Raw genomic sequence first — 16,864 nt, forward strand, 5'->3', positions numbered from 1 at the left:
TTTACTCCTTATAAGCAAATTTCGTCAGGATTAAGCTGGTAAAGACCAGAGTATGAAAGCCCTTGTTTTTCCGATAGCCGTAAGTACGGAGCCGCTTGAGCCGCTCCCAAACGGGTACGTCCATAATGGAGACAAAATTCTCTACCAATGCTCTGTCCTTAGCGGTTAGGGGGAGCGCTAAGAGGTTCTTAGCCTGCCTTTGACTGGCTTTTATCAATTTCCAATATTTGTCAAATAGTACATGGGGACGAATCCAATGTCTCATCCGTTTTTTAAGAGTGCGTGCTCCCAAGACATTGGCTTCATGTTGACGATAGAGTTCTGTCGGCTCATCAATGTAGACCAGATTTCCCAGTGCTGAGGCAATTAGGGCTAAATACCAATCGTGCATCAGTAAGTCGTGTTCTTCTTGACCAGTCCAATAGGTAGCCAAACAATGATTGATCATGGCAACACCACCAGTAACTGTATTTTCTGTCAACTCCTGCACCAATTGGGTATTGGCATGACCCGATTGACTTTTAATCATGCTTGGAGACATCACGGTCAAGTCCTGCCCTACGACTGTTAAGTCCGTATAGACGAGCAGGGGCTTGTCTTTCGGATAGTTCTTTGCAGCAGCAAGCTGGAGTTCCAATTTCTGCTCTAACCAAATATCATCTTGGTCACTGAAGAAATAGTAGTCTGCAGCGCCATATTGCAAGAGGGCATGAAAACTTCGAATCACACCAAGATTTGTCGTCTCATCAGGATTGATCAAGTGAATCCGACTATCTTTTTGGCAATACTCGCCAATGATTTGCCGCGTTCCGTCACTTGACCCATCATCGCGAATCAACAGGGTCCAGTCACCAAAGGTCTGGTGGCAGATACTATCCAGCTGTTCTTTTAAAAAGCGTTCACCATTGTAGGTGGAGAGTAAGATATGTACTTTCATCGTAAAAATAAATCCTCATACTGCCCAACAATTTGCGCCCATGTATAGTAAGTTTCCATCCGCTTCTTGGCCGCTTGACCCAGCGCTTGGCTTTCTTCTTGGGCGTCAATGCTATTTAGCAAGTTGGCTAAATGACCCTTCTTCTTAGTCCAGTAGTAGGCAGTGTCAGCTGCAACTTTTTGGTTAAATTCAACGTCTAGAAGCAGATTTTCATCAGTCTGAGCTAAGGCCTCCAGCAGACCTGGATTGGTTCCACCAACCTCGTGACCATGCAGATAAGCCCGTGCTTCTTGGCGAATGTATTTTAATAATTCCTGCTGGTAGACTGTTCCTACAAATAAGATCCGTGCATCCGTGTCAAATTTCGTCTCAGCTTTCAGGGTTTCAAAATAAGCTGATCCCTCGTAATTACAGATGATCACTAATTTTCTAGAGGTCGTAGATGCCATAAATTCTCGAATAATTGTCGCATAATTATTTTCCGGTACAAATCGCCCTACAACTAGGTAATAGTCCTTTTCCACTAACTGAAAACGCTCAAAAAATGCACGTACTTCTGGGCTTTCCTTGCCTAAAGTTGTTGGTAATAAATCTGTCCCATAAGCAATATAGGTGGTCTTGGAGCCGGGATAGGAGTTGCGAATATAGGCTTCAATCCCTTCATTGTCCGTTATTACTAGATCTGCATAGCGAGCCATCAACTTTTCAGAATACTTGAGATAGGCCTGGACAGGACGAGACCATTTGCTTCGTTTCCACTCTAGCCCATCCGGATTGACAAAGAGGCTGCCTCCTGCTGCACGAATCTGGCTGGCAAAAGGTGCAATAAAGGTACCAATTGTATTTCCCAAAACATAGAAAATCGGTCTCTCCAACTGCTCTTTTTTTATCAAAGAAAGGGCATAGCGGATCGCCATCATATCATAGATAATCACACGCGCAGGTCCTAGCTTAGGAGGATTGATGGTAAAGCAGTCCACTCCCTTGTAATCGCTATGCTCATGGTGTGAGTGGTCTGATAAACATGCCACATGGTACTTGATATTCTTGCTGACTTGACGGCTCACCAATTGCTCAACAAAGGTCTCAAAACCGCCATACTTAGCTGGCAATCCACGACTGCCAATGATAAAAACGTGTCTCATAATGTCCCAAACTCTAAAAAGTAATATCGTATTATTTTACCATAAATTAGATAAAAATCATAGAAAAACGTGGAGCGAAGCGCTGACATTATAGCCGTTTAGTTTATTTTAGTACTAGCTCAAACAGTCTGGGGAGAGACTGTTTGAGATGGGAAATGAAGAAAACGAAGTTTTCGTTAAAAGTCGCAGGTAGTTGTCTAGTTGATAACTAGACAAGTGACAGATAAGAAAAGTGTAACTTTTCTCAATGGTACAATTTAAGATACGAGGACGTCAAAAAAGCGAATGAAAATTAGGAAACATGACGTAGAAGCGTAGCTTCTAGGAATGTTTATCTATTTTCCGAGCTTTTAGTCCGAGTTCAATTTCAAGATACAAAGCCCGTAAAAAACTCAAAGCGCACTCAAGAGTATCCGTATCTGTAAAGCAGGCATAGCCTGTAACAGCTACGGCAAACTAGGAAATCTGACGAGTGAAAAGCTCCAGTGGAGGTTTTCAGCCTATTTCTTAAAGAACCATCATCAGCTGAAGCTGAAACAGTTATGTCTCTTTTTCGCACAGAGTTTAGGGCGTGTTCAATTATAAGATACGAGAGCGTTAAAAGCACACAGTGAAAATAGGAAATTGACGCCGTGTCTTAAGACACAAGGCAATTTATCTTTTTCACACAGTGCTTAGCTCGAGTTCAATTACACAAAATCCGAGAGCGTTTGACACGAGTTTCACTCGTTTTATCTCCAACCTTCCACAGTCTAGAAATAGACTGTGGAAGCAACTCCTAGACAAAATAGGCGGCCGAACAGAAGCTTTAGCTTCGTCGTGAGCCCCCACAAGGGCAACTAGATTGGCGTATAAGCGCCAATCAGATGCCTACTGTGATATTTCTTGATTTACTTAACCTTTCGACTACGCTTTGTCAGTGAGTTGTAGCTCAAGTTCAATTATACAAGATACAAGGGCGTTTGACACGAGTTTCACTCGTTTTATATCCCACCTCCCACAGTCTATTCCTAGACTGTGGGAGCGAGCCAAGCAAAAATAGGAGTTTTGACGAGTGAAAAGCTCCAGTGGAGGTTTTCAGCCTATTTCCTAAAGAACCATCATCAGCTAAAACTGAAACAGGTATCGCTCTTTTTTGCACAGCTCGTAGTCCGAGTTCAATTATACAAGACGAGTTAACGAAGTAATAAAAATATAAACTAAATGACTATAGCACAAAAATGCATTCAATAGGAGTTTACATCGAACGCATTTTGAAACTCATTCTTCAAGCACCAGTAGCATCTATAAAAATCAACATCTATTAGGTAACGAAACCGCAGGTAGAACTGAATGTCAACAAGCGAATAAACAGGGGCAGAGTTTGATTTTTAACGAGTATGAGGTAAAAAGAGAAATCCGCACAGCCTGTGGCTAGCTTTCTTATTTGCTTTTGACCTATTGAGTATTCCTCTCTAGAAACAATCATAAAAAATCAACCAAAGTAGCTAGACTTTGACTGATTTTAGAACTCTATACACTATTTGATGTTATTGAGCGAGCCTTAGTTTTTTTCTGTCTTTCTCTTGGCTAGAAGAAGGCTTACTAGGCCAACTAGGAATAGACCGAGAGTTGGTAACATCATCCCTTGAGTACTGGACGTTTTCGGTAAAATCCTGACCTGATTGCCAGTAGTATTGTTCTCAGGTGGATTGTTTTCTCCTGTCCCGCCTGGCTGATCATTTGAACCAGTTCCTGGATCTCCTTGACCAGCTGGAGTTGGAGGTAGATTCCCAGATCCATTCGTTCCTAATCCGCCTGACTCTCCTTCTTTAGGTTGTGGAGTCAATTGGCGAGTTAACTCCTCAATTCGCTGCTCAATCCCTGTGAAGTCAAAAGGAAACTCTGGCTGAGAGGCCGTAGCAAGGGCTTGACCATATTGGATTATTTGAGTCTGTAGAGCTTCTATATCAATCGTATCTTGAAGAAAGAGTGCCTGAAATTTTTTCTCTTCTTCAACAGCATATTCTTGATAACCCTCTATAGCCGCCTTGTTCTTAGCCAGTTCTGCTAAGATAAGTTCTTTCATATACTTTAATGCAGCCAGCTCCACTTCAGGTGGTGTCGCTGCTTCATCATCTTCCTCATACTTAGCAACTGTATCCTTAGCTTCCTGAATACCGTAACCACCCATTGCACCTCGCATCGTCCATAGGAAGTGATAATGTCCAGCGATACTGTTGATAAGAGATTGTTTAATTCCCTCAAATACTACCCACTGCTCCGGCGTTAAAGTCTTCTCTATGTCCGCACTTTCTTCCTCCCAAGCCTTAGTAGCTAGTTCGGGAGCAATATCCAACATTTCTTTGAGCACAGTTTCATAAAATTCCTGCATCTCGACCCGTAATTTAGCTTGGGTATATTCTTGAATCCCTGCCTTTTCTTCAGCTGTCAGCTCATAGGTCTTGACCTGAACCGTTTCTGCCGCTACAGGTAAGGTAGCGAAAACGGGAAGACTGCTTCCTCCTAGTAAACTAAGAACTAGTCCTGCCTGCAATAAATTTTTCATCATCTTATTCTTTTTCATTTTATCTTCCTCCTTAGATAAATTATTTCCCCTGTTGGTAAAATGCTTCCAGTGCCTCCTGCCAGCTTGGAATGCTAAAGCCTGTTGCTTTGGCTTTCTCCAGACTCATGGTGGAGTTAAAAGGACGTTTGGCCTTGGCTGGAAATTGGCTGGAATCGACTGGTACTACCTTGGTATCGGTATCCTTTAAAATTTCTCTTGCAAAGTCAAACCAAGTTGTATCTTCTTTGGCATCATTTGACAAATGGTAATAGCCAAAGGCTTGCTGGCTATCGACCAGATGAACCATAAATTCCGCCAAGGTACGAGTCCAAGTTGGACGACCATGCTGGTCATTGACAACGGTCAAAGTATCACGGGTCTTAGCAAGGTTTTGCATGGTAAAGACAAAGTTTTTCCCGTAGTTTCCAAATACCCAAGCCGTACGTACGGTGTAGAATTTGCTGGCATATTTTTCCACTGCTTCTTCCCCCAAGCGCTTGGTACGACCATATTCTGATTGAGGGTCTGGCTGATCATCTACCTGCCATTCTTGCCCAAGGGGCAAGTCTCCGTTAAAGACATAGTCAGTAGAAATATAGACCAAGGTTGCCCCATATTGTTCGGCTGCTTTGGCAATATGTTCAGAACCTGTTACGTTGATAGCATAGTTCAGCTCTTTTCCTTCGTCTTCCGCCATATCCACCGCTGTATAGGCTGCGCAGTGATAGACCACAGTCGGTTTTACTTTTTCGAAAAAGGCTGCTACTTTTTCAGCATCAGTAATATCCATTTCCGCCACATCTGCTGCAACGTATTCGAGACCACGTTCATCTAAAAGATAACGTAGCTCCGTCCCTAATTGCCCATTACTTCCTGTAATTAAAATCATGATTGACTCCTTTTTACATTTCTCCTTTTATTATACCAGAAAAAATGGCAAAGTGCCCTATGTCACCTAAATGGTTTGCCTCAAGTATCTATCAGACAATACTGAAGTTTTTCACTGTTTTTAGTTTATGATCCTCGTACCTCCTCAGTCCAGCAGATAACCTGATACCTTTCTATCACTCTACAAAGACTTTTACTGATGATTCGTCTTTTGGCTTTTGATATAGAATTTCATGAGAAACTTCGCAAACCACGTTGGCCAAAACAAGCGCAAGGTTTCAAAATCTTCTACCGTCCGAGTGTTATCTTCGATTGTTTTGGAGGTTTCTGAACCTTCATGTATTCTGTGACACATGAGTTCTTGATTGATAAAGGTAAATCTTCCTTTATAATCGGCAATCTGATACCAAGCAACCCAATCCAGATTACCCTTTAAGGACTCATCAAATCTAAATCCTTTTAACCTAGCTAAATGGTAGGTGACCGCAGGACAGCAGATTGCATTTCCGAATGCAAGAACTCTTTTTCGCCAAAAAGGACTATTGGGAAAAACAGACAAAACTCGTAACATCAGATTTTTAATCTTCAAATTCAGCGTTCTCTTAATTTTTTTACCAGCCTTTTCCTCCACATAATCCGAATATAAGAGCAAAGAGTCTTGATACTTCTGACTACTCTCAAAGATATATCTTGCATAATCCTTGTGATAATAATCATCTTGATGAGCAATCGTAGCATACTCTGTCTCTACAAAAGACAGGGCTGCATTCCAATCCTTTCCAATCCCTCCGCCTTGGCTAGTGTACCAAGGAATGTGGTACTGCTGACATAATTGCTCTATAAGTGGACTAGGAGTAGAGGTATACAAGATAATTTTTGATTGTAGGGACTGGTGGAGAAGCGACTGTATACACTCTTCCAAATAGGGACTATCCCCATAAGCACAGATTACAAAGGTATGCCTATACCAAACTCTTTCCATTCTTTTCTCCTTTTTTCTTAAAATAGTAAAAAATGATATAGGTTCCCACTACATAAATCACCATTGTCATCATGAAACTCACTGCTGCTCCTAGTAATTTTTTTTCCATTACTTGAGCAAAAGTGATGCATTTAGAACATGCAAACATCGGGATATAAACAAAAAATAACCTTGGATGCTGGCGAAAAATAATAAGAATATTTTCAAAAACGGTAGCTAGGGCATAAAGAAAACCTGAAAAAACAAGGAGAGTTAAGGTTAAGCGATAGGAATACAAATCAACCCCGAACACAAGCGTCATGATTTCTGGACCAATCAGAAAGGTTACACCAACCACAAAAATACTAATACCACTCAACACAAGCACTATTTTTTTGACAATCTGATTGAAGCACTCCATATTTCTTTCCTGCCAGAAAACAGCAAGTTTGGTAATCAAGGGACGTATTACCAAGACACATAAACTCATAAAAAAGACAGGCATAAAGAGAATACTATAATCTCTCTGCAGACCTTTTCCTAACATTCCTGACCTCAGACCAGCCGCAATAACTAATCGAGGCTCATTGAAAATTTGGTTTAGTAAAAAACCATAAGCAAATAGGGAGACGCACTGCTTCAAAACCTGAAAACTTTCTTGTCTGTACTTTCTATCTCCGAAATAGTTCCAATCAATTGTTGCAAACTGATGCGAATAATGATAATCGTAGCATACAATAAACAGAAGATTAAAACCTGCTAATACTGCTAATGATAGGATTAAGGATTTTGTCTGTAGCAATCCGATCCATACAATCAATACACTGAAAACATAGCGGAAAAACATAGACTTTCCCGCAATATCTAGCCGACTATTCTGCTGAAATAAGCCCTGAAATACATCTGATAAAGCATCACTTGCTCTATATAAGATAATCAACAATAAGAGCGATAATGAGAATGCAGACAGATCATAATGAATGAGATAAAGATAAGGAATAATCGTCACAAGCATAATCCCTATCGTCCACAAGCGGGAAAAAAAGTAATGCGTAAAGGAATAACGCTGTGTGATGTCCGTTCCTTGATAATTCCGAACTTGAAAAAGCCCGATGATAACCCATAAATTTCCAATGGAAATGGCAAGACTGAACTGATCTGCAACCCTATCAGAGGTTAGGCGTGTGACCAGTAGAAGGTACAAGACTGATACTCCTGCGGCTGCTAGATTCCCGAGCATATTCCACATGTAGACAGACTTAGCCGTAGGACTACTCCTCTTCTTCATGAATTCTGCTCCGTAGCGCTATTACTTGAACCAGATCTTTAAATTTTGAATCCAATTTTGACAATCGGATAGTCAATTGAAATTGATTGATTAGTAACAAGAAAATGATAAACAGAAAGATAAAATTTACCGATGAAACTATTCCTAAAGCTCTGGACAGGCTTTCTGCCAACTGTGGATAAATACTGAAAATAAGTAAAATCAGCGAGAAAAACACCCAAAAAATAGCATCTGTAATCTGCACCTGAGATTTACGGATATTTTTCAAAATAAAGGCACATGTCGAAACAGAGACAACTACCAATACTACCTGAAACCAAATCGTCATCTCTTATCCCCTCTTTCTAAAATTTTGAATCAACAAGATAGATACAAACATGTGCGTCATATAGTGAATCGAGCGAGAGAGCGTCAGATAGCTTTCACCTGCTTGGCGTTCCTGCATATAAACTTGCTCCTCTGCAACTCTTGCACCATTGCGAATAAGGTAGGATACTGTATCTGGTTCTGGTCCATAATTGACATTAAGGGCAAATTCTTTGATCAATCCTTCCGAAAACATTCGCATTCCCGAGGTTGGATCATTGATTGTCCTACCAGTTGTCAGCTTGATCGCAGCACTAATTAAGCTATTTCCCAGCATTCGCAAAGAATTTTCACGTTTTTCCTTTACAAATCGAGAACCTATAACCAGATCATAACCTTCATCCATTTTCCTATCAAGTGCCTCAATATATTCTGGTAAATGTTGACCGTCTGCATCAAATTGTACTGCTTTTTTATAATGATGTTCATAGGCATATCTTAGCCCTGTTTGAAATGCGCCTGCCAATCCTAAATTCACAGGCAAGTCAATAATCGTAAACCCACATTGGTGGCAAATTTCTGATGTCCGATCCTTGGATCCATCATTTATGATGACATAGTCATATTCCGGATAGTTGGCAATGAGATTCCCAACAACCTGCTCAATCGTCCCTTCCTCATTATAAGCTGGAATGATGATGAGTACATCTGAAGATTTCACTAAGTTAACTCCTTAAAATTGATATACATTCATTATACTATAGTAAACTATTTTTTTCAAAAGCAGATATCTTCTAAATTTCCCACAATTAATTAGTCTAATCAGTTTATATTCCATTCAGATGAGACACTGCACATGTAGGTAGGAAGCCAATACTCAATAAAAATCAAAAAGTAAACCAAGTGAACACAGCTGTAATCTCCTATTTTCACTTTTAGCTTTTAATAGGCTTTGTATCCTACAGAAGTCAGAATTGTATTCGAGCTAAAAGCCACTATAGAAATATTTTTAAGGAGTATCTCACCCCTTCTTCCGCTTTTATTACTCTTTATTTAATCACCTTTTGGGTCTTGGCATAGTTGGCTTCAACGGCTTCTTTTTCTGCCTGCCACCAGTCTGCGTGGTCTGTGTACCACTTGATCGTTTCTTCTAGGCCTGCTTCAAAGTTGGTAAACTCTGGTTTCCAGCCCAATTCATCACGAAGTTTGCTTGCATCAATCGCATAGCGCAGGTCGTGACCTGCACGGTCTGTCACGTGGTCATAGGCATCAGTAGCTTGCCCCATTTTCTCTAGGATTAGTTCTAAGACTTCCTTGTTGTTTTTCTCCCCATCTGCACCGATTAGGTAGGTTTCTCCGATTTCACCCTTGGTCAAGATGGTCCAGACACCTGATGAATGGTCATTGGTGTGAATCCAGTCGCGAACATTTTTCCCTTCCCCGTATAATTTTGGCTTGATACCGCTCAAAATATTGGTAATCTGGCGTGGGATAAATTTTTCAATGTGCTGGTAAGGTCCGTAGTTATTTGAACAGTTGGAAATGGTTGCTCTGACACCGAAAGAGCGCACCCATGCTTTCACAATCAAGTCAGACGCAGCCTTGGTGGATGAATAAGGCGAGCTTGGATTGTACTTGGTTTCAGCGGTGAATTTCTCACCTGGCCCTTCCCCATGACCTGGCAAATCTTCACGAAGCGGAAGATCTCCATACACTTCATCTGTTGAAACATGATGGAAGCGAATATCGTACTTACGAGCTGCTTCTAAAAGGGTATAGGTACCGATAAAGTTGGTATGGATAAACGGACTTGGATCATTGAGCGAGTTGTCATTGTGGCTTTCAGCTGCATAGTGAACAATAGCATCTGCTTTTGCGGCTAGCTTGTCCACTAATTCAGCATCTGCAATATCCCCAACGACCAGCTCCACACGTTCACCGAGAATCTCCACAAGATTCGCACGATTTCCCGCGTAGGTCAACTTATCCAAGACGGTCACATGGACATCTGGATGGTTGTTATAGACATAGTGTACAAAGTTTGAGCCGATAAAACCAGCCCCACCTGTAACGATGATATTTTTAAATTCAGACATGATTTCTCCAGTACTATTTTTTCATTGCCAATCAACTCATGTTTGCAAGACTTCTTCCAAGTAAGCGATTTTGGCAAAATCTTTTTGATTGTTCTTGTCATTACGATAGCTATCTTTAGAGGATGCTTGGTAAATCTTTAAATATTGCTCCAAGGTAGGCAAATAGTAGCGAACGTCACCATCGATTATTTCTTCTAATTCCTCTAGAGGAACTCCCGCAAATGTTGGGAGCGAAGAGAGACCTCCAAATTCTACTACACAGTCCCCATTTTGAAAGGCAAACTCATGGCGATCCACAAAGGTATAGCCGAGTTGCTCCATCATGGCGATCAATTCATCTGCCCGATAGATCCTCTCCTCATCTGGCGCCTCCCAACCTCTAGGGTCACTTGGAACTTGAATATCCAGATCACGGGCTGACCAACTTCGACCTGATCGTTGCTCTAAGCCAACCGACCCCATCAGTAGAGGGACGATGCCTAGCTCATTTATAGTCATTTAGTTTATATTTTTATTACTTCGTTAACTCGTCTTGCTGTACCCCAGTACTACCTGCGACTCGTTGCCTAGTACTAAAAACAAACTAAATAACTATAATACCGTCGCAATCTCTAAAAAGTGATCGTACATCTCACAAGTCCTCTTTTCTTAATGGCTTGACATCCTGAAGCATTGGATGATGTTTATCTGCATCAGATACCTCTGCTTCCTCAAGATTTTCCCACTGAATCCCCAAACTTGGATCTGCATAGTTGACAAAGGCATATTTAGGTTTTAATTCCAATGCCCAGTAGTCATTGACCAAGTAGCTGTATGCTACGGTATCGGACAAGACTTGAAAACCATTTGCCACGCCACGTGGCACAAAGATTCCCTTGCTTGCGTCAATCTCTGTTTGGTAGACATTTCCAAAACTATCACCCTCACGCAAGTCGACCCAAGAGCCTAGCACTTTACCGCTATCAGCAACTGAAATGTATTTGTCCCAAGGTTCTGCATGTAGTCCACGTAAAACATGCTTGCGGGAAAAGCTGACGTTGTTTTGCAATTTTCCTTCTGAAAAAAAACGTTCCGGAAAGCCTAGGGGCACCATTTTTTCCTTTTGAAAATTTTCTTTAAACCAGCCGCGATTATCACCATGAACCGGAATGTCAAATTCCAACATGCCAGGAATGGCATCAATCTTTCTGACCGCTAAGGGTTTGCCAAAAAACTTTTCTGTCATTAAGCCTCTCCAATCAGACGGAGCAAGTATTGCCCGTATTCATTTTTCTTCAATGATTGAGCGAGTTCATAGACTTGCTCCTTGCTAATATAGCCCATGCGATAGGCAATTTCTTCAAGGTTTGCCACTTGGACATTTTGCAAGCGTTGTACGGTTTCAATATACTGGGCTGCTTCTAACAAGCTCTCATGTGTCCCTGTATCAAGCCAAGCAAAACCACGTCCCATCAACTCAACAGAGAGGTCACCACGTTCCAAGTAAGCCTTGTTAACATCCGTAATTTCTAGTTCACCACGAGGGGAGGGCTGAATATTTTTGGCAATTTCTACCACGCTATTGTCATAGAAGTAAAGACCTGTTACGGCAACATTTGACTTCGGTATTTCTGGCTTTTCCTCGATAGAGACAGCGTTCATAGCCTCATCAAACTCGACCACACCAAAACGTTCTGGATCCTTTACTTGATAGCCAAAGACCGTCGCGCCTTTTTCCTTGCTAGCTGCACGTTGAAGCATCTTGGTCAAGCCATTTCCATGGTAAATATTGTCCCCAAGAATAAGCGCTACCGAGTCATCACCGATAAAGTCTTCCCCAATAATAAAGGCCTGAGCAAGACCATCTGGGCTTGGCTGAATGGCATAAGACAGTGAAATACCAAGTTCAGAGCCATCACCTAACATTTCTTCAAAACGTGGCAGATCTGTCGGTGTAGAGATGATTAAAATATCCTTGATACCTGCCAACATTAGGGTTGATAGGGGATAGTAAACCATCGGTTTATCATAAATAGGCATCAATTGCTTAGATGCTGCACGGGTCAAGGGATACAGACGTGTCCCAGAACCTCCTGCGAGAATAATACCTTTCATAGTTGCAAAAGCCTTTCAATCGTATTTGCTTTATTCTACCATTTTTCAGTAAGAATGTCACCTCTTGCTGGATTAGAGATGACGAAATGGATTGGTGGAGATACCGGAGGTCTCAATGGTGATATCCCAGTTCTCTTTTTCTGCCCACTCTTGTAATTTTTGGGCGATTTTCTCTACAAAGAGCACTTCGATATGATGCCCCGGATCAATAGCCAATAGCCCTTGGGTCAACATTTCTTGAGCAGTATGGTAGTAAATATCTCCTGTAATATAGACATCCGCTCCTTTTCCTAGCGCATCCTTGCAAAAGCTGCCGCCACTTCCTCCACAAATGGCAACATGCTTCACCAGTTGTTGGCTCTGATCATCATAAGTCACCAAGCGCACAGCATCTAGTTCAAAGACTTGCTTGACCTTGAGAGCAAGTTCTTCTAAGGTCTGCTCCTCTACCATTCCAATCCGACCAATTCCTTGGCCGGTCTGCGTTTCATGGAGATAGGTGACATCTGTAATCCCTAACAGCTCACAAAACCAGTCATTCAAGCCATCAGAAACCACATCAATATCTGTATGACTGACGTAGACTGCTATATCATGCTTGATAAGATCTAGGTAAATCTTCGTCTGTAAATCATCTGCCACCAGATTGCTAATCGGTCGGAAAATCGGCGCGTGCTTGACAATGATCAAGTCAATCTCTTTCTCAATGGCTTCAGCGACCGTTGTTTCCCGAATATCGAGCGCCACCATGACTTTTTGGATATCCTTATTTAAGGTACCGAACTGAAGTCCAGAGACATCACCTTCCATAGATAGGCTTGGCGAACAAAAGGTCTGGTACCGTTCAATGACTTTACTTGCTAACATCTAGCACCTCCTTGATTTGCTGTATTTTTTTCTCAATACGGGCACGCTCCACTCCATGTTCCCTAGGAATTTGGTCTAGGGCATGCTGTAATTTGTCTACTTCTAATCCCCATTTTCGCTGAAAGATAGGTGATGCTTCCTGTAATAGATAGGAACCAAACCGTCTTTCCAGCGCTGTCAACCTTTGATTGCCAGCTTCCGCGACCAGAATCTCATAGAATTTTCCATGTTCTTCTAAGATGCTTTCTGCGACCAATTTGAAATGGTTGGCTTCTAGCCATGTCCGCACATCATCTTCGCAATTATTCGGCTGCAAAATGAGGCGCTCGATCTGCTTGAGCTTGTCCTTTCCTGACTCTAAGATGTCGGCTATCAAGCGTCCTCCCATACCAGCAATGGTAATAACGGTCATCTGATCCGCCTCTTCAAAGGCGGCGAGTCCATTTGCTAGACGGACATCAATGCGATCGCCATAGCTAGACTGTTGCACATTTTGTAGGGCAGATTGATAGGGTCCTTGGACGACTTCCCCTGCAATAGCATAGGCAACGACACCCCTTTCTACCAAAAAAAGAGGGAGATAAGCATGGTCACTCCCTACATCTACCAAACGAGCATCTTGTGGCACAAATTGAGCCACCATTTCCAGACGTTTTGAAATTTTCTGATTCATCTTCTACTCTTTCCAATAATCCATAGCTTCTAAGAAATCTGCTGACACAGAGATATTCCGAGGTTGCTGACCTTCTCGCTCAAGCCGTTTTGCCTCTACTTGTGCGACCGTCGTAATCCCCTCACGGCGCCAATTCCTCAAGATCGCTTGGATATACTTCCAATTTGTCTTATTATTAAATACAGCTTCTCTCAAGGCTTCCCGCACTACTTCTGGTGCAGTCTGGTCATCATTCAATGTTTTTTGCAGATCTTCGATTTCAAGCGGAGACAATAATCGACCCAGCTCTGCCTCAAAATCTGCCACCAATTGCTTGAGGTCGTACTGAATCGCCTCAGTCTCCGGTATAGGTGTTACAGACTGCAAGAGTGCATCTAATTTTTCCAAGGCAGGTGAGGCGTCAAAGATCATTTCGATTTCCCCGGATAGATTGATGGTTTTAAAATCCAGCAACCCTGCTTCTTGCAACTGCTCAATCGAACGATTGATTTCAGAAACAGTCTTACCACAAGCTTGGGCAATCTGGCTGGGTGCCAGCCCCTCGACATTGCTGGTATTTTGATAACAAAAGAATTGCCAGACAAGATAGTCATCAGCTGAGGGAAATAGGTCCTTAAAATGAAAGAGCAAATCCGGTGGCAGAACCAGATAGCCTTTCTGAAATTGCTGTAAATAATTCATAGTTCCTCTTTATAAACTTGCTGATAAGGCCGATTGTTCAAACGTCTTCCAGTCATAAGGCGTCTCCTGATAGACGGCATAGTTAATCCAGTTGGTAAAAAATTGAGCTGCGGGCAAATTCCATGTCAAAACTGGACGTGCCGTCGGGTCATTTCCTTTAAAATAATGCTCTGGAAGAGCAGGATCTAGCCCTGCAAGGCAGTCGCGTTCATATTCTTTTGCAAGGGTGTCACGATCATATTCCAAATGACCAAAACTGTAAACTTCACGAAGGTCGCTACTTGCGACAATGGATAGACCTACCTCTGTCCCTTGAGCCAAAACCTGAAGATTCTCCAAGCGCTCAATGTCTACTGCCCTTACATCGGTATGGCGAGAATGAGGGGCACGAAATTCATCATCAAACCCCCGCATCAAGGGATTTCGTTCAGCCAGCACTTCCTGACGATAGACACCTGACAGCTTCTGCGGCAGGCTATGCTTTTCAATCCCATAGCGAGCGTAGAGCCCCGCCTGGGCTCCCCAACAGATATGGAGTGTCGAGTAGACATGGCTCTTTGCCCAGTTAAAGACTGCGAGCAACTCCTCCCAGTAATCCACCTCTTCAAAGGCTAAATTTTCAACAGGCGCTCCCGTGACAATCAGACCGTCAAAATAGCGATCTTTCACTTCTCCAAAGGTACGGTAAAACTCTTCCATGTGTGCCGCCTGGGTCGTCTTGGAACAGTGGCTTTCCATATAGAGAAAGTCAATCTCCACTTGCAGGGGCGTATTGGCTAAGAGGCGCAACAACTGCGTTTCAGTCACAATCTTTTGTGGCATTAGATTTAAAATCAAGATATGTAGGGGACGAATATCCTGATGACTGGCACGGTCATCGTCCATGACAAAGATATTCTCTGCTTTTAACTGCTCAACAGCGGGTAAAGATTTTTCTAACTTAATCGGCATTGGTCACTCCTCCTTTGTTACATTATATAACAGGAGCAAGCGCCTTTCAATTAGAATAAAAATAGGAAACCTTATAGTTTCAATCTATACCAAGATACGAGGGCGTTTGACACGAGTTTCACTCGTTCTATCTCCAACCTTCCACAGTCTATTCCTAGACTGTTTGACACGAGCACTGCTCGTTTTATCTCCCACCTCCCACAGTCTATTCCTAGACTGTTTGACACGAGCACTGCTCGTTTTATCTCCCACCTCCCACAGTCTATTCCTAGACTGTTTGACACGAGCACTGCTCGTTTTATCTCCCACCTCCCACAGTTTATTCCTAGACTGTTTGACACGAGCACTGCTCGTTTTATCTCCCACCTCCCACAGTCTATTCCTAGACTGTGGGAGCAACTCCTAGACAAAATAGGCGGCCGAACAGAAGCGGTTCGCTTCGTAGTGAGACCCCCACAAAGGCAACTAGATTGTAGTGATAACTACAATCAGATGCCTACTGTGATGTTATCTGGGTTTACTCAACCTTTTGACTGCGCTTTGTCAGTGAGTTGTAGCCCGAGTTCAGTTATACAAGATACAAAGACATCAAAAGCCCACAATATCCCCAAAGGACATAAACTCAATCTATCCACACTCTTTGTTTGATTTGCAAAAGCTATTAGTAGTGCATCAAGACCTTGTAGTCGTAGTCTCCGATTGCTTCGCGACCTTTCAAATCATCTAATTCAATCAAGAAAGCACAACCTGCAACAATACCGCCCAAACGTTCGACCATTTCAATGGTCGCCTTGACCGTACCACCTGTTGCTAGCAAGTCATCAACAATCAAAACACGTTGACCAGGCTTAATGGCATCTGAATGCATGGTTAGGGTGTCCACACCATATTCTTTTTCATAGTCCGCTGAAATCACTTGGCGTGGCAACTTCCCCGGCTTACGCACAGGGGCAAAGCCGATACCAAGTTCAAAGGCAACTGGACACCCCACGATAAAACCACGCGCTTCAGGTCCCACAATCATATCAATTTTCTTATCGGTCGCGTATTGGACAATCTCGCGAACAGCATAGCTATAAGCATTACCGTCAGCCATTAAAGGACTGATGTCACGGAAGATAATCCCTTCTTGCGGATAATTCTCAATCGAAGCAATATAATCTTTTAAGTTCATTGTATTCTCGCTTTATTCTTCTATATTTACGGATACTCTCAAACATCAATGATTCCTATGGTAGAAATGCTCTGATGTTTCATGAGCAACGCTCTTCATTATATCATATTTTTTAGTATTTGAGAGTTTTTACGGTCATTTGGATTAGCTTTGATACAGCAGCACTTTCAACTATGGTCATTTCGTTTCTATTTTTATAGAGCCCAATTACTACTTCGTTAACTCGTCTTATATAATCGAGTTCAGCCTAAAAGC

At 42.2% G+C, this 16,864-nt stretch carries 17 protein-coding genes; all 17 read right to left on the reverse strand.

What is annotated here, in order from left to right; genetic code table 11:
• Position 1 precedes the first annotated feature (1 nt).
• The 17 genes from BU200_RS04035 to BU200_RS04120 all read right to left on the reverse strand — a co-directional run bounded on the left by BU200_RS04035 (position 2) and on the right by BU200_RS04120 (position 16,609).
• Positions 2 to 937: a glycosyltransferase family 2 protein gene (locus tag BU200_RS04035; RefSeq protein ID WP_075098945.1), complete on the reverse strand. Its 936-nt coding sequence runs from the start codon at positions 935 to 937 to the stop codon at positions 2 to 4.
• Positions 934 to 2,082 (reverse strand): beta 1-4 rhamnosyltransferase Cps2T, encoded by a 1,149-nt coding sequence (gene cps2T / locus BU200_RS04040; protein WP_075098946.1) that lies wholly within the window; start codon positions 2,080 to 2,082, stop codon positions 934 to 936. The genes BU200_RS04035 and cps2T overlap by 4 nt, the downstream gene beginning before the upstream one ends.
• 1,543 nt (positions 2,083 to 3,625) lie before the next feature.
• A complete protein-coding gene (locus tag BU200_RS04045; RefSeq protein ID WP_075098947.1) occupies positions 3,626 to 4,648 on the reverse strand; it encodes an LPXTG cell wall anchor domain-containing protein in 1,023 nt (340 codons plus the stop codon).
• 22 nt (positions 4,649 to 4,670) lie between these two features.
• Entirely contained in the window at positions 4,671 to 5,519 is an 849-nt protein-coding gene (rfbD, locus tag BU200_RS04050) for a dTDP-4-dehydrorhamnose reductase (protein ID WP_075098948.1), read from the reverse strand.
• 192 nt (positions 5,520 to 5,711) lie between these two features.
• Complete coding sequence (locus tag BU200_RS04055) at positions 5,712 to 6,500, reverse strand: glycosyltransferase (protein ID WP_075098949.1); 789 nt, start codon at positions 6,498 to 6,500, stop codon at positions 5,712 to 5,714.
• Positions 6,481 to 7,767 (reverse strand): lipopolysaccharide biosynthesis protein, encoded by a 1,287-nt coding sequence (locus BU200_RS04060; RefSeq protein WP_075098950.1) that lies wholly within the window; start codon positions 7,765 to 7,767, stop codon positions 6,481 to 6,483. Before BU200_RS04060 ends, BU200_RS04055 begins: the two co-directional genes overlap by 20 nt.
• Positions 7,751 to 8,095: a DUF2304 domain-containing protein gene (locus BU200_RS04065; protein WP_075098951.1), complete on the reverse strand. Its 345-nt coding sequence runs from the start codon at positions 8,093 to 8,095 to the stop codon at positions 7,751 to 7,753. Before BU200_RS04065 ends, BU200_RS04060 begins: the two co-directional genes overlap by 17 nt.
• Positions 8,096 to 8,098: 3 nt before the next feature.
• Entirely contained in the window at positions 8,099 to 8,794 is a 696-nt protein-coding gene (locus BU200_RS04070; RefSeq protein WP_075098952.1) for a glycosyltransferase family 2 protein, read from the reverse strand.
• 328 nt (positions 8,795 to 9,122) lie between these two features.
• Positions 9,123 to 10,169, reverse strand: a complete 1,047-nt coding sequence (gene rfbB, locus BU200_RS04075) for a dTDP-glucose 4,6-dehydratase (RefSeq protein ID WP_075098953.1) — start codon at positions 10,167 to 10,169, stop codon at positions 9,123 to 9,125.
• A 36-nt stretch (positions 10,170 to 10,205) separates the two neighbouring features.
• On the reverse strand, positions 10,206 to 10,667 hold the full coding sequence (locus tag BU200_RS04080) for a phosphoribosylanthranilate isomerase (RefSeq protein ID WP_075098954.1): 462 nt from the start codon (positions 10,665 to 10,667) through the stop codon (positions 10,206 to 10,208).
• Positions 10,668 to 10,800: 133 nt separating this feature from the next.
• Entirely contained in the window at positions 10,801 to 11,394 is a 594-nt protein-coding gene (locus tag BU200_RS04085) for a dTDP-4-dehydrorhamnose 3,5-epimerase family protein (protein ID WP_075098955.1), read from the reverse strand.
• Entirely contained in the window at positions 11,394 to 12,263 is an 870-nt protein-coding gene (gene rfbA / locus BU200_RS04090) for a glucose-1-phosphate thymidylyltransferase RfbA (RefSeq protein ID WP_075098956.1), read from the reverse strand. The genes BU200_RS04085 and rfbA overlap by 1 nt, the downstream gene beginning before the upstream one ends.
• A gap of 72 nt (positions 12,264 to 12,335) precedes the next feature.
• Entirely contained in the window at positions 12,336 to 13,130 is a 795-nt protein-coding gene (locus BU200_RS04095) for a Nif3-like dinuclear metal center hexameric protein (protein ID WP_075098957.1), read from the reverse strand.
• Positions 13,117 to 13,803, reverse strand: a complete 687-nt coding sequence (locus BU200_RS04100; RefSeq protein ID WP_075098958.1) for a tRNA (adenine(22)-N(1))-methyltransferase — start codon at positions 13,801 to 13,803, stop codon at positions 13,117 to 13,119. The genes BU200_RS04095 and BU200_RS04100 overlap by 14 nt, the downstream gene beginning before the upstream one ends.
• A 3-nt stretch (positions 13,804 to 13,806) precedes the next feature.
• Positions 13,807 to 14,484, reverse strand: coding sequence for a DnaD domain-containing protein (locus BU200_RS04105; RefSeq protein ID WP_075098959.1), 678 nt, complete (start codon positions 14,482 to 14,484; stop codon positions 13,807 to 13,809).
• Positions 14,485 to 14,493: 9 nt separating this feature from the next.
• Positions 14,494 to 15,435 carry a homoserine O-acetyltransferase MetA gene (gene metA, locus BU200_RS04110; RefSeq protein WP_075098960.1) on the reverse strand — a complete coding sequence of 314 codons (942 nt, stop codon included), beginning with the start codon at positions 15,433 to 15,435 and terminating at the stop codon, positions 14,494 to 14,496.
• Between the two features lie 661 nt (positions 15,436 to 16,096).
• A complete protein-coding gene (locus tag BU200_RS04120) occupies positions 16,097 to 16,609 on the reverse strand; it encodes an adenine phosphoribosyltransferase (protein ID WP_075098962.1) in 513 nt (170 codons plus the stop codon).
• Between the last annotated feature and the right edge of the window lie 255 nt (positions 16,610 to 16,864).

Origin of the sequence: Streptococcus acidominimus, from assembly GCF_001921825.1 — a bacterium.
In the GTDB taxonomy this organism is placed as follows: Bacteria; Bacillota; Bacilli; order Lactobacillales; family Streptococcaceae; genus Streptococcus; species Streptococcus acidominimus.

Bases quoted from the DNA above. Each gene is read 5' to 3' on its own strand.
- BU200_RS04035 (WP_075098945.1), bottom strand. From the start codon at position 937: ATGAAAGTACATATCTTACTCTCCACCTACAATGGTGAACGCTTTTTA.
- cps2T (WP_075098946.1), bottom strand. From the start codon at position 2,082: ATGAGACACGTTTTTATCATTGGCAGTCGTGGATTGCCAGCTAAGTAT.
- BU200_RS04045 (WP_075098947.1), bottom strand. From the start codon at position 4,648: ATGAAAAAGAATAAGATGATGAAAAATTTATTGCAGGCAGGACTAGTT.
- rfbD (WP_075098948.1), bottom strand. From the start codon at position 5,519: ATGATTTTAATTACAGGAAGTAATGGGCAATTAGGGACGGAGCTACGT.
- BU200_RS04055 (WP_075098949.1), bottom strand. From the start codon at position 6,500: ATGGAAAGAGTTTGGTATAGGCATACCTTTGTAATCTGTGCTTATGGG.
- BU200_RS04060 (WP_075098950.1), bottom strand. From the start codon at position 7,767: ATGAAGAAGAGGAGTAGTCCTACGGCTAAGTCTGTCTACATGTGGAAT.
- BU200_RS04065 (WP_075098951.1), bottom strand. From the start codon at position 8,095: ATGACGATTTGGTTTCAGGTAGTATTGGTAGTTGTCTCTGTTTCGACA.
- rfbB (WP_075098953.1), bottom strand. From the start codon at position 10,169: ATGTCTGAATTTAAAAATATCATCGTTACAGGTGGGGCTGGTTTTATC.
- BU200_RS04080 (WP_075098954.1), bottom strand. From the start codon at position 10,667: ATGACTATAAATGAGCTAGGCATCGTCCCTCTACTGATGGGGTCGGTT.
- BU200_RS04085 (WP_075098955.1), bottom strand. From the start codon at position 11,394: ATGACAGAAAAGTTTTTTGGCAAACCCTTAGCGGTCAGAAAGATTGAT.
- rfbA (WP_075098956.1), bottom strand. From the start codon at position 12,263: ATGAAAGGTATTATTCTCGCAGGAGGTTCTGGGACACGTCTGTATCCC.
- BU200_RS04095 (WP_075098957.1), bottom strand. From the start codon at position 13,130: ATGTTAGCAAGTAAAGTCATTGAACGGTACCAGACCTTTTGTTCGCCA.
- BU200_RS04100 (WP_075098958.1), bottom strand. From the start codon at position 13,803: ATGAATCAGAAAATTTCAAAACGTCTGGAAATGGTGGCTCAATTTGTG.
- BU200_RS04105 (WP_075098959.1), bottom strand. From the start codon at position 14,484: ATGAATTATTTACAGCAATTTCAGAAAGGCTATCTGGTTCTGCCACCG.
- metA (WP_075098960.1), bottom strand. From the start codon at position 15,435: ATGCCGATTAAGTTAGAAAAATCTTTACCCGCTGTTGAGCAGTTAAAA.
- BU200_RS04120 (WP_075098962.1), bottom strand. From the start codon at position 16,609: ATGAACTTAAAAGATTATATTGCTTCGATTGAGAATTATCCGCAAGAA.